Below are 12,100 nucleotides of genomic sequence, written 5' to 3'. Positions count from 1 at the left end.
CCCGCGCTCGTCCTCTAGCGTCGTCTTCTGTCACACCAGTCACATGCGCCACAGGAGCCTCCTGTCGCCACATCCGGGGGGAACCCGATGCCCGCAGCCGCACGTCGTCGCGCACACCCGGTGGCCCGCGTCGCCACCGGGACGGGCGCCACTCTCGCGCTCGCCACGGTCGCGCTCGCCGCGACCGGCACCGCCGGCCACGCCGCCGACAGCTACACGGTCCGGGACGGCGACACGCTCTCGGCCATCGCCAAGCGGACCGGCACGACCGTGCGCGCGCTCGCCGCGGAGAACGCGCTCGCCGACCCGTCGCGGATCCGCGCCGGGCAGGTGCTGCGCCTGTCGTCCGCCGCTGCGGCCGCGGCCCCCGCCCCGTCGGCCGCGGCGACGTCCGCCGGCGCGACCTACACGGTGCGCAGCGGCGACACCGTCTCCGCCATCGCCGCGCGTCACGGCACCACGGTCCAGGCCGTCGTCGCCGCGAACGGGCTGGACGCGCGCGCCTTCATCCGCGCCGGGCAGACGCTCGTGGTCCCCGGGGCCGCCGCGTCGACCGCGGCCACGGCCCCCGCGGCCGCCGCGGCCACGGGCGGCACCTACACGGTCCGCACCGGTGACACCGTCTCGGCCATCGCCGCGCGTCACGGCACCACGGTCCAGGCCGTCGTCGCCGCGAACGGGCTCGACGCGCGCGCCTTCATCCGCGCCGGGCAGACGCTCGTCGTGCCGGGTGCCGCCGCGCCCGCAGCGGCCCCTGCCGCGGTCACCTCGGGCCTGGTCGGGAACACGTTCGCCGGGCGGACGTACCCGGAGCACGTCGTCGCCTCGGCCAACCAGAACAAGGCCAGCCTGCTCGCGACGGGGGTCCCCTCCCGTGACGAGATGCGCGCCAAGGTCGCCGCGACCGCGCGCGCCATGGGCGTCGACCCGGCGCTGGCGCAGGCGATCGCGTTCCAGGAGTCGGGGTTCAACCACACCGCCGTCTCCCCCGCGAACGCGATCGGGACGATGCAGGTCATCCCCTCGTCCGGGGAGTGGGCGTCGCAGATGGTGGGCCGTCCGCTCAACCTGCTGCACCCCGACGACAACGTCGTGGCCGGCGTGGCGATCCTGCGCTCGCTCGTGCGCACGTCCCCGGACCTGCCGACGGCCATCGCCTCCTACTACCAGGGCGCCTCGTCGGTGAAGCGCAACGGCATGTACGCGGACACCCGCCGCTACGTGGCGAACGTGCAGACGCTCATGACGCAGTACCGCTGACCGGCACGGCTCCCGGGATACCGCGGCACCCGCCCGTAGACTTCCGCGCGTGGGAGCCACCGTCACCGATCCGCTCGTCGGCCGTCTGGTCGACGGCCGGTACGAGGTCGTCTCGCGCATCGCGCGCGGGGGCATGGCGACGGTGTACCTGGCCGTCGACCGGCGTCTCGACCGCGAGGTCGCGCTCAAGGTCATGCACCCGCACCTGGCGGAGGGTGCGTCCGGCAGCGCGTTCGTCGCCCGGTTCCGGCGGGAGGCGCGCACCGCGGCACGGCTGACGCACCCCGGCCTGGTCGGCGTGTACGACCAGGGCGTCGACGGCGACACCAGCTACCTCACGATGGAGTACGTCGACGGCAGCAACCTGCGCCGCCGCATCGAGGAGCAGGGGGCGCTGACCGTCCGCGAGGCGCTGCGCGTGCTGGAGGCGGTGCTCGACGCCCTGGCCGCGGCCCACCGCGCGGGTCTGGTCCACCGTGACGTGAAGCCCGAGAACGTGCTGCTCATGAGCGAGGACGACCGGGTCCGCCTCGGGGACTTCGGGCTCGCGCGCGCCGTGAGCGAGGTGACGTCGACGACGACCGGCACGGTGCTCGGCACCGTCGCGTACCTGGCGCCCGAGCTCGTCACGCACGGCGCGAGCGACGCGCGCACCGACGTCTACGCGTGCGGCGTCCTGCTGTTCGAGATGCTCACGGGGCAGCAGCCGTTCACCGGTGAGACGCCGATCCAGGTCGCGTTCCAGCACGTGAACGCGGACGTTCCCGCACCGTCCTCGCGCGTGGACTGGCTCCCCTCGGAGGTCGACGAGCTCGTCGCCGCGCTCGCCGCGCGCGACCCGGACGACCGCCCGGTCGACGCGACGGCCGCGTGCCAGCTGCTGCGTCGCACGCGCGCCGGCCTGGACGACGCGACGCTGGACCGCCGGGCGGACGTCGCGGTCCCGGCCGTCCCGGCGCCGCACGGCGCGGCGGACGACGACGACGAGCGCACGGCCCTCACGGCGGCCGTCACGACGCGCCTCGGAGTGGCGGACCGTGCCGGTGGCACGGTGGCGCTCCCGCTGGGCCTCGGCGGCGCGGCCACGGTTCCGGCGGCCGTGGACACGGGGCCTGCGCCCGCGCGACGCCGACGGTGGCTGGTGCCCGCCCTCGTGGCGGGCGTGCTCGTCCTCCTGGGGGTCGGCACCTGGTGGTACCTCGAGCACGGTCCGGGCGCGTACACCGCCGTGCCGCAGGTCGACGGGGTGGCCGAGACCGACGCGGTCGCCGCGCTCGAGGACGCGGGTCTGCTGCACGAGCGCCGCGAGGCGTTCGACGACGAGGTGCCGGCAGGGTCGGTGATCGGCACCGACCCCGCGGGCGGGGACCCGGTCCGCAAGGACGGGACGGTCACGTACACGGTGTCCAAGGGCGTGGACCTGGTCGACGTGCCCGCCGGGCTGCTCGGCGCCGAGCAGGCCGCTGCCGAGGCAGCGCTGGAGGAGGCCGAGCTCGGCGCGGCGTACGGCGACCCGGAGCACAGCGACGACGTGCCCCGCGGCTCGGTGCTGCGGGCGACCCTGCCGGACGGCACCCCCGTGACCGACGGGACGCGCGCCAAGCGCGGCACGGACGTCGTGCTCGTGCTGTCGGACGGCCCCGCACCCGTGACCGTGACCTCGGTCGTCGGCATCACGGTCGACGCGGCAGCCGAGCAGCTCGCGTCCGACGCGCTCACCGTCGAGCCCGTCGAGGCGTTCTCGGACACCGTGCCGGCCGGCGCCATCATCGCGCAGGAGCCGCGCGCCGGTGCGACCGCCCACCGCGGCGACACGGTGAAGGTCACGGTCTCGAAGGGGCCGGAGACCGTCGCGATGCCGGACCTGACGGGCAAGCAGTTCGACGCGGCGGCGAAGGAGCTCGAGGGGCTGGGTCTGGGCGCGCGGCGCGAGAACGTCCTCGGAGGGCTCTTCGGGACGGTCCGTCAGCAGAGCGTCCCGGCGGGCGAGCAGGTGCGCAAGGGCACCGAGGTCACGCTGACCGTCGTCTGAGGCGACCGGGCTCGCCGCGCGACGTGCCCGCCACCCGGTCGCGCCCACCGGCGGCGCGCGTGGTGGCGTAGCGACTGCTCCGACCCACGACGAGGGGCCCCGACCGACGGTCGGGGCCCCTCGTCGTGCGCAGGGAGCGTGCGGCTCAGGCCCGGCGGAGCAGCTCCACCACCTGGAAGGCCATCTCCAGCGACTGCTGGTGGTTCAGCCGCGGGTCCACGAGCGTCTCGTAGCGCCGGGCGAGCCCCTCGTCGTCGATCTCCTCCGAGCCGCCGAGCACCTCGGTGACGTCGTCGCCGGTGAGCTCGACGTGCAGCCCGCCCGGCACCGTCCCGAGCGAGCGGTGCACCTCGAAGAAGCCGGCCACCTCGTCCATGACGTCGCTGAAGCGGCGCGTCTTGTAGCCGGTCGCCGACGTGATGCCGTTGCCGTGCATCGGGTCGCACACCCACGTGACGGGACGCCCGTCGGCCGTCACCTTCTCGACGAGGGCCGGGAGCAGCTCACGGACCTTCCCGGCACCCATGCGCGTGACGAACGTCAGGCGCCCCGGCTCACCCGTCGGGTTGAGCCGGTCCATGAGCGCGATCGCGTCGTCACCGGTCGAGCTGGGACCGAGCTTCACGCCGATCGGGTTCTGCACCCGCGAGAAGTAGTCGACGTGCGCGCCGTCGAGCTGCCGCGTGCGCTCCCCGATCCACAGGAAGTGCGCCGAGCAGTCGTACGGCAGGCCCGTGCGGGAGTCGACGCGGGTCAGCGGCCGCTCGTAGTCGAGGAGCAGGCCCTCGTGGCACGCGAAGAAGTCGACCGTGCGCAACGCGTCGAAGTCCGCGCCGCAGGCGGCCATGAACCGGATGGCCCGGTCGATCTCCGCCGCGATCTCCTCGTAGCGCGCGTACGCCGGGTTCGTCGTGAAGCCGCGGTTCCACTCGTGCACGCGCAGGAGGGACGCGAAGCCGCCCGTCGTGAACGCCCGGATGAGGTTCAGCGTCGAGGCCGACGTGTGGTACGCCTCGAGCAGCCGCTGCGGGTCCGGCGTGCGGGCCTCGGGCGTGAAGTCGTACCCGTTGATGATGTCGCCCCGGAACGCCGGCAGCGTCACGTCGCCGCGCGTCTCCTCGTCGGACGACCGGGGCTTGGCGTACTGCCCCGCCATCCGGCCCATCTTCACCACCGGCAGGCTCGCGCCGTACGTCAGCACGACCGCCATCTGCAGGATCGTCTTGATCTTGTTGCGGATGTTGTCCGCCGTGGAGTCGGCGAACGTCTCCGCGCAGTCGCCGCCCTGCAGGACGAACGCCTCGCCGCGGCCGGCCGCCGCGAGCTGCGCCCGCAGCGCGTCCGCCTCACCGGCGAACACGAGCGGGGGCAGCGTCGCCAGCCGGTCACGGACCCGGCGCAGCTCGGCCTGGTCCGGCCAGCGCGGCTGCTGGAGCGCGGTCAGGCCCTCCCAGGCGTCGAGGCCCTCGACGACCCGCGGGTCGGGCTCGACGCTCATGCGTGGCTCGCCGGCACGAGGGGCTGCCCGATGTCCTCGAGGAGCGCGCCGAACCAGGGCTGGGAGACGTCGAACGCCTTGCCGCCGGCGATCCGGGGGAACTCGATGGCGCGCAGCCGGTCGCCCTGCTCCTCGTCGTGGCCGATGACGCCGGACTCGGCGCGCAGCGCGCACTCGACGGCCAGGTCGGTCATCGACTTGATGAGGCGGAGGTCCTCCGCGTTCGGCGCCGCCGCCCGCGAGTAGTAGCCGGACTTCTGCACCATGACCTTCTCGGCGCCGAGCTTCGCGGCGAACTGCTTCGCGAACCACTGCCCCGGGTTGATGGTGTCCAGCTTCACGTGGCCGAACGGGTCCCGCTGCACCGTCTCGCCCGCCGACTCGAGCTGCTCGACGATCTCGTGCATGCCCGCACCCTCGGACAGGAAGATGTTGACGTTGCCCTGCTCGTCCATCACCTTGCGCAGGCGCTCGGCCTCGGCGTCGATGTCGAGCGCGAGCTCCGGCAGGAAGACCGCGTGCACGTCCCAGCGCTCGCGCGTCAGGCCGATGCCGGGGACCCACTCCTGCTGGTCGAGCCACCTGCGGTACTCGGCCGCGGCGGCGGCGGTGAGCCACCCGCAGTGCCGGCCCATGACCTCGTGGACGATGAGCATGCGCGGACCGGAGCGGTGCTCGCCGATGATGTTCGCCGCGAACCCGGCGGCCTCCTCGGCCGCGGTCCACGCGCCGAGCGACTGGCGGATCGGCACGACGTCGTTGTCGATCGTCTTGGGCAGGCCGACGACCGTGAGCTCGTAGCCGTTCTCGTGCAGGTAGGCGGCGAGGTCGGCCGCCGTGGTGTTCGTGTCGTCGCCGCCGATGGTGTGCAGGACGTCGACGCCGTCCGCCTTGAGCTGCTCGGCCGCGACCCGCAGCGGGTCCTCGCCCTCCTGCACGAGGCCGCGCTTGACGCAGTCGGCCGCGTTCGTGAGCTTCACGCGCGAGTTGCCGATCGGCGAGCCGCCGAACCGGTGCAGCACGCCCGCCTTGGCGCGGACCTCGGGCGTCACGACGACCTTCTCGCCCAGCAGCAGGCCGTGGTAGCCGTGCTGGTAGGCGATGATCTCGACCTCGGGGGCGATCTCCGTGTAGCGCTCGATGAGCCCGCCGACGGCGGAGGACAGGCACGGAGCGAAACCGCCGGCGGTCAGGAGGGCGACGCGACGGACCGACATGGGAGACACCTCTCGTTGGTCGAGCACGGAACGGGGCGCCCGCGTCGGCGGGCGCGCCCAGCGCGCCTCCCCCGTGGGGCCGGGGCGCGGGACCGAGGTCCGGGCGGGGCGGCGGGAGCGTGCGACGCGGTGGGCGCACCGGCGCGGTGCGCTCGGGCCCGGCGCGCGGCCGGGACCGTCGTCATCCTACTGACGTCGCGGGACCGTCCTCGGGAGGGCCCGGAACCTGGACATCGGGGCGGGGCGGCCTCCGGGGGCGTCGGGCAGCCGCCCGTCGCCGCTGGCCGACTCGGGGTGGCCGGTCGCGATGCGCGCCTTCTGCGTCGCGGCGTACACGTCCACGTACTCCTGGCCCGAGAGGCTCATGATCGCGTACATGATCTCGTCGGTGACCGAGCGCAGGATGAAGCGGTCGTTCTCCATGCCGCGGTAGCGGCTGAAGTCGAGCGGCTCACCGATGACCACCCCGATCCGCATGACCTTGGGGATCTTGCGTCCCAGCGGCTGCGCGACGTCGGTGCCGACCATCGCGACCGGCACGACGGGCGCGCCCGACTCGAGGGCGAGCCGCGCGATGCCCGTCTTGCCGCGGTACAGCCGCCCGTCGGGGCTGCGCGTGCCCTCGGGGTAGATGCCGAACAGCCCGCCCTCGCGCAGGCGCTTGAGCCCGGTGCGCAGCGCGGCCTCGCTGGCCTTGCCGCCGCCGCGGTCCACGGGGATGGTGCCGACGCCGCGCATGAACCCCGCCGTGAGGCGTCCCTTGAGCCCGCGTCCGGTGAAGTACTCCTGCTTGCCGATGAACACGATCTCGCGCTCGAGGACGAGCGGGAGGAAGAACGAGTCGATGACCGCGAGGTGGTTGCTCGCGAGGATCGCGGGACCGTCCGCGGGGACGTGCTCCGCCCCGCGCACCCAGGGCCGGTACACCAGGCGCAGCAGCGGTCCGACGAACACCCGCTTCATCAACCAGTAGAACAACGTGTCTCCTCGTCCCGACGGCCCCCGCCGACGCCGCGTGGGCCCGTGGTCACGGGCGCCGTGCCGACCGGCCACCGACCCACGGGGGTCGGCACGCCGGGTCCGACTCTAGAGTGCTCCCATGGCCGCACGCCCCGACGACGCCGCCGGTGCCGACGACACGTCCCCCGCGGAGGGCTCCGCACCGGACGAGCGCGCGCGGGCGCAGGACGCCGACGCTCCCCGGGACGACGCGGCGCCGGCGCCCGGCACCGGGGACGCGACCGGGCAGGACGACGAGGCCGTGTGGGCGTCGATCGTCGCGCGGCTGCAGGACGTCGACCGCGCGGGCGACGCGGAGGGCGCCGGAGGCGCGACGGGGCCCGGTCGCGTGGTGCGTCCCGCCGCTGCCGAGCCCGCCGCCGAGGCGCCGCCGGACCCCGCGCCGCGACTGACGGGCCGCGACTGGGAGGGCTCGGACCAGTACGACGCGGCCGAGGAGGCCGTGGACGAGGCCGAGCACTTCGTGCCGCCCGATCCCGGGCCCGTGCTCGGCGGCGACCCGCTGCTCACGATGGCGTGGGCCGCGGCCGTGGGCGTGCCGCTGTTCCTCCTGGTCGTCGTCGTCGTGTGGCGCGACGCCCCGCCGCTGCTCGTGCGCACCGCCGTCGGCCTGTTCGTCGTCGCGGTCGGCGTCCTGGTCTGGCGGATGCCGCACCGGCGCGACCCGTCCGACGACGACCCGGGCGCGGTGGTCTGAGGACCGTGGTGAGCCGGGGTCAGACCCGGGCGAGGTCGGCCGCGCCGACCATGCCGGCGTCGTTGCCCATCGACGCGATGACGATCGCCGCCTCCGGCCGGTGGCCGCGCGCCGACAGCTGCTCGCCGAAGGCCTTGCGCGCGGGCACGAGCAGCAGGTCCCCGGCCGCGCTCACGCCGCCGCCGATCACGAACATCTCGGGGTCCAGCAGCGCCGCGACCGTCGCCGCGCCCTCGCCGACCCAGCGGGCGACGTCCGCGAGCAGGTCGACGGCCAGCGGGTCGCCCTCCTGGGCGCAGTGCGTGACGAGCGGACCGGTGATCTTCTCCGGCCGGCCGCCGGCGAGCTCGACCAGCCGCGCGGCACGGTCGGGCTGGGTGATGGCCGCCGCCTGCGCGTCCCGCACGAGGGCGGTGCCGGACACGTACTGCTCCCAGCAGCCCTCGTGGCCGCAGCCGCAGTAGTGCCCCCGGGCACGACGCGCATGTGGCCGATCTCGGCGGCCACCCCCCACGCCCCGCGCACCAGCCGGCCGTGGGTCACGACCGCACCGCCCAGCCCCGTGCCGAGGGTGAGCATGACCATGTCCTGCACGTCGCGCGCGACGCCGTAGCGGAACTCCGCCCAGCCGGCGGCGTTCGCGTCGTTCTCGACGACGATGCGCACGCCCGGGTCGCCGATGAGCGCGGCGACCTTGTCCCGCAGGGGTAGTCGCGCCACGCGATGTTCGGCGCGAACAGCACGCCCGACCGGTCCGCGGCCACGAACCCGGCCGCGGCCAGACCCATCTCCCGGACCTCGTACGAGGCGGAGAGCTCCCGGTACACGTCGGCGATCGCGGCGTCGATGCTCGCGACGTCGTCCGGGTCGGTGTCCCGACGCGTCTGGGCGACGATGACGCCGTCGTCGTCCACGACCCCGGCCGCGATCTTCGTCCCGCCGATGTCGACACCGATCGCGTGCATGTCCTCGTCCGCTCCTGCCGTCGTCCGCGCCCACGACCCCCGCGAGCGCCCGGCCCACGCTAGCGGTTCCGGGTGCGGGCGTACGCACGCGGCCACGCGCACGAGGCCCGTCCCCCGTACCGGCGGACGGGGGACGCGACCCGCGCGGGTGCTGCTGTCCAGGGCGGAGGTCCCCTATGCTCGTCGCACCCGTCGCCCCCCTGCCACTGGAGTCAGCATGGACGAGGTCCACACCCCCCTGCTCGTCGAGGTCGACGCCGCCGACAACCTCAACGACCTGCTCGCCGCGCGGGTCCGCAGCACCCCGGACCGGGTGGTGGTCGAGCGGGCGACCGCGTCGGGCACGTGGGAGCCGATCACGGCGCGCGAGTACGACGCGCACATCGTCGCGGTCGCGAAGGGCCTCGTGGCCCGAGGCGTGCAGCCGGGCGACCGCGTGGGGATCATGTCCCGCACGCGGTACGAGTGGTCCCTGCTGGACTGGGCCGCCTGGGCCGTCGGCGCCGTCCCCGTGCCGCTGTACGAGACGTCGTCCGCGGAGCAGGTCGCCTGGATCCTCACGGACGCGGACGTCAGCCTGCTCGTCGTGGAGGCGCCCGCGCACACCGCGGTGGTCGCCGAGGTCCGGGACCAGGCGCCGTCGCTGCGCGACGTGCTGGTGATCGACGAGGGCGCGGTCGACGCGCTCGTGGCCGCGGGCGCCGACGTGCCCGACGACGAGATCGTGCGGCGCAGGGGGCTCGCCGCGCGGGACGACGTCGCGACGATCATCTACACCTCGGGCACGACGGGCCGGCCGAAGGGCGTCGAGCTCACGCACGGCAACTTCTCGCTGCTGACGACGAACGCCGTCGAGAAGCTCGGCGTCGTCGTCTCGACGCCGAACGCCCGCACGTTCCTGTTCATGCCGCTCGCCCACGTGTTCGCGCGGTTCGTGCACGTGCTGACGATCCCCGCGGGGGCGGTGCTCGGGCACTGGCCCGACACCAAGACCCTGGTCGAGGGCATCGGCACGTTCCGGCCGACCTTCATCCTGTCCGTGCCGCGCGTGTTCGAGAAGGTCTACAACTCGGCCGAGCAGAAGGCCGCGGCCGGCGGCAAGGGCGCGATCTTCCAGCGCGCCGCGAAGACCGCGATCGTCTACTCGCGCGCGCTCGACACGCCCTCCGGTCCGAGCCCGTGGCTGCGCCTGCAGCACAAGGTCGCGGACGTCCTCGTCCTGTCGAAGATCCGCAAGGTCCTCGGCGGCCAGGTCGAGTGGGCGATCTCCGGAGGCGCGCCGCTCGGCGAGCGGCTCGGCCACTTCTACCGGGGCGTCGGCCTGAAGGTGCTCGAGGGCTACGGCCTGACGGAGACCACCGCACCGGCCACCGTCAACCTGCCCGAGCGCACGAAGATCGGCACCGTCGGCCCCGCCCTGCCCGGCACCTCGCTGCGCATCGCCGCCGACGGCGAGATCGAGATCAAGGGCATCCAGGTCTTCCGCGGGTACCACGCCAACGAGGCCGCCACGGCCGAGGCGCTGCACGACGGCTGGTTCCGGACCGGTGACCTCGGCACGCTCGACGAGGACGGGTACCTGCGGATCACGGGGCGCAAGAAGGAGATCATCGTCACCGCCGGCGGCAAGAACGTCGCCCCGGCCGTGCTCGAGGACCGCCTGCGTGCGCACCCCCTCGTGAGCCAGGTCGTCGTGGTCGGCGACCAGCGTCCGTTCATCGGGGCCCTGATCACGCTCGACCCCGAGGGGGTCCCCGGCTGGCTCTCGGCGCACGGCAAGCCGCCGATGTCCCTGGCCGAGGCCGCCCAGGACCCCGACGTGCTCGCCTCGCTCGACAAGGCGGTCGAGCGGACGAACCGGGCCGTCTCGCGCGCGGAGTCGATCCGCAAGTACCGGATCCTCGACCGGGACCTGACCATCGCCGACGGGTACCTCACGCCGAAGCTGAGCGTGCGCCGTGCGGAGGTCCTCAAGGACTTCGCGGCCGACGTGGAGGCCCTGTACCAGTCCGCCGGCGAGCACTGACGGACCACGGCGCCCCCGACCCCTGCCGGGGTCTCGGGGGCGTCGTCGTGCCGGCGCGCGTCAGCGGCGGCGCAGGCGCGCGACGAGGACGGCCGACGGCAGCACCCACGCACCGTCGGCCTCGACGTCGTGCGCGACCTCCCGGTCGCTCGTGACGACGACGAGCACCCGCCCCGGCGGCTCCGCGGCGACGAGACGCCGCAGCAGGTCGTCGGCGGTCTCCCCCGCCGAGAACAGGACCCGCACGTCGCGGCGCGCGGCCTGCGCGGCGTACCCCTCGACGCCGTCGAAGCAGCAGGTCACCTCCGCCCCGGTCGGCGCGGACAGGTGCGCGAGGGCGTCGACGAGCAGGCGGCGCTGGTCGGCGAGCGGCAGGGCGGGCCACGCCGTCTTGCTCACGTTGTACCCGTCCACGAGCAGGTGGGCGCGGGGCATGCGCAGCAGGTCGTCGACGAGCGCGGGGTCGTCCACGGAGCGCCCGCGCGAGGTGGGCCGGGTCGCGGTCCCGGCGGCGGCCGGCGCGACGAGGTCCGCCGGGCCCCGTCCGACGGGCGGCAGCGCGAGCTCGGCCCGCAGGCCGGCGGCCGCGTCGACGAGCGTGTCGAGCAGCAGCCGGGTCCGGGCGTCGGTGAGCTCGCGCCCCGTGCGGGCCTGGTCGCGTGCCGCGCTCCGCTCGGCGGCCGCCGCGCGGCGGTCCTCCTGCGCCCGTCGCACGTCCTCGGCTGCGGCGCTGCGCTCCTGCGCGGCCCGGGACGCGTCGGCCGCCGCCTCCTGCGCGAGCCGGCGCGCCTCGCTGCGCGCGCGGTCGGCGTCCGAGCGCAGGCGACGCAGCTCACGGCGCAGCGCGGCCACCTCCTCGCGGGCGGCGCGCTCGTCCTCCCGGGCGACGCCGAGCGCGGCCCGCAGCTGCTCCACCTCGCGGCGCAGGGCGTCCACGCGGTCGTTCCCGCCGGGCCCTGCGACCTCCTCCTCCCCGACGACCGCCGGCAGGAGGTGCTGCCACGCGCGCCCCGCCAGCCACGCCGCGGCGGCCGCCTCGAGACCCGCCGGCGCACCGCCGGACCCGACGTCGTCCCCGGACCCCTCCTCGGCCGCGCCGACGTCCTCGTGCGCAGCCGCCCAGGCCCGTGCCACCCGCGCACGGAAGGCCGCGTCGTCGCGCAGGGCTCGCCACAGCGGCCCCGCACCCGCGGACGCCCGGCGGCGGGGGGCGAAACGCCGCACCGCCTGCAGGGCGGCCGGGACCTCGGCGGGCTCGGTGCCGCCGAGCACGTCGGCGGCGACGCGCACGAGCAGCGCGCGCAGCGCCTCGGGCACCGGCTCCTGCGCCGCCTCCGGGAGGTGCTGCGCTCCCGGCGAGGGCGCAGCTCCCCGCTCCGCGCCCG

The 12,100-nt window shown here is 75.1% G+C and carries 7 protein-coding genes and 2 pseudogenes; 4 read left to right on the top strand and 5 right to left on the bottom strand.

The window, feature by feature from the left end; all coding sequences use genetic code 11:
- The first annotated feature begins 120 nt into the window (after window positions 1-120).
- Together GC089_RS07685 and pknB are read left to right on the top strand one after the other, a co-directional pair.
- Window positions 121-1,260 (top strand): LysM peptidoglycan-binding domain-containing protein, encoded by a 1,140-nt coding sequence (locus tag GC089_RS07685; protein ID WP_230685138.1) that lies wholly within the window; start codon window positions 121-123, stop codon window positions 1,258-1,260.
- A gap of 49 nt (window positions 1,261-1,309) precedes the next feature.
- Entirely contained in the window at window positions 1,310-3,292 is a 1,983-nt protein-coding gene (gene pknB, locus GC089_RS07680; protein ID WP_155377193.1) for a Stk1 family PASTA domain-containing Ser/Thr kinase, read from the top strand.
- A gap of 145 nt (window positions 3,293-3,437) precedes the next feature.
- On the opposite strand, the gene GC089_RS07675 is transcribed toward pknB, so the two are convergent.
- The 3 genes and pseudogenes from GC089_RS07675 to GC089_RS07665 form a co-directional block, all read right to left on the bottom strand.
- Window positions 3,438-4,790 carry a class II 3-deoxy-7-phosphoheptulonate synthase gene (locus GC089_RS07675; RefSeq protein WP_155377190.1) on the bottom strand — a complete coding sequence of 451 codons (1,353 nt, stop codon included), beginning with the start codon at window positions 4,788-4,790 and terminating at the stop codon, window positions 3,438-3,440.
- Window positions 4,787-6,007 carry a pyrophosphate--fructose-6-phosphate 1-phosphotransferase gene (locus tag GC089_RS07670; RefSeq protein ID WP_155377188.1) on the bottom strand — a complete coding sequence of 407 codons (1,221 nt, stop codon included), beginning with the start codon at window positions 6,005-6,007 and terminating at the stop codon, window positions 4,787-4,789. The genes GC089_RS07675 and GC089_RS07670 overlap by 4 nt, the downstream gene beginning before the upstream one ends.
- Window positions 6,008-6,188: 181 nt before the next feature.
- A pseudogene (locus tag GC089_RS07665) lies at window positions 6,189-6,970 on the bottom strand (lysophospholipid acyltransferase family protein).
- A gap of 136 nt (window positions 6,971-7,106) precedes the next feature.
- On the opposite strand from GC089_RS07665, the gene GC089_RS07660 reads away from it, so the two are divergent.
- A complete protein-coding gene (locus tag GC089_RS07660; protein ID WP_155377184.1) occupies window positions 7,107-7,724 on the top strand; it encodes a hypothetical protein in 618 nt (205 codons plus the stop codon).
- A 19-nt stretch (window positions 7,725-7,743) separates the two neighbouring features.
- Here the strand turns inward: GC089_RS07660 and GC089_RS07655 are convergent.
- Window positions 7,744-8,689, bottom strand: a pseudogene (locus GC089_RS07655) (ROK family glucokinase).
- A 217-nt stretch (window positions 8,690-8,906) separates the two neighbouring features.
- On the opposite strand from GC089_RS07655, the gene GC089_RS07650 reads away from it, so the two are divergent.
- The gene (locus GC089_RS07650) at window positions 8,907-10,715 is read left to right on the top strand and encodes a long-chain fatty acid--CoA ligase (protein ID WP_155377183.1); all 1,809 of its coding nucleotides are present in this window, start codon (window positions 8,907-8,909) and stop codon (window positions 10,713-10,715) included.
- A gap of 60 nt (window positions 10,716-10,775) precedes the next feature.
- Here the strand turns inward: GC089_RS07650 and GC089_RS07645 are convergent, their stop codons facing one another.
- A complete protein-coding gene (locus GC089_RS07645; protein WP_155377181.1) occupies window positions 10,776-12,032 on the bottom strand; it encodes an NYN domain-containing protein in 1,257 nt (418 codons plus the stop codon).
- Window positions 12,033-12,100: the final 68 nt, after the last annotated feature.

It is taken from the genome of Cellulomonas sp. JZ18, assembly GCF_009720485.1.
Taxonomy (GTDB): Bacteria; Actinomycetota; Actinomycetes; order Actinomycetales; family Cellulomonadaceae; genus Cellulomonas.
This window is presented reverse-complemented; position numbering and strand designations above follow the sequence as displayed.

Excerpts from the sequence above, each read along its gene's own strand:
- GC089_RS07675 (WP_155377190.1), bottom strand. The coding sequence starts at position 4,790 with ATGAGCGTCGAGCCCGACCCGCGGGTCGTCGAGGGCCTCGACGCCTGG.
- GC089_RS07660 (WP_155377184.1), top strand. The coding sequence starts at position 7,107 with ATGGCCGCACGCCCCGACGACGCCGCCGGTGCCGACGACACGTCCCCC.
- GC089_RS07650 (WP_155377183.1), top strand. The coding sequence starts at position 8,907 with ATGGACGAGGTCCACACCCCCCTGCTCGTCGAGGTCGACGCCGCCGAC.
- GC089_RS07670 (WP_155377188.1), bottom strand. The coding sequence starts at position 6,007 with ATGTCGGTCCGTCGCGTCGCCCTCCTGACCGCCGGCGGTTTCGCTCCG.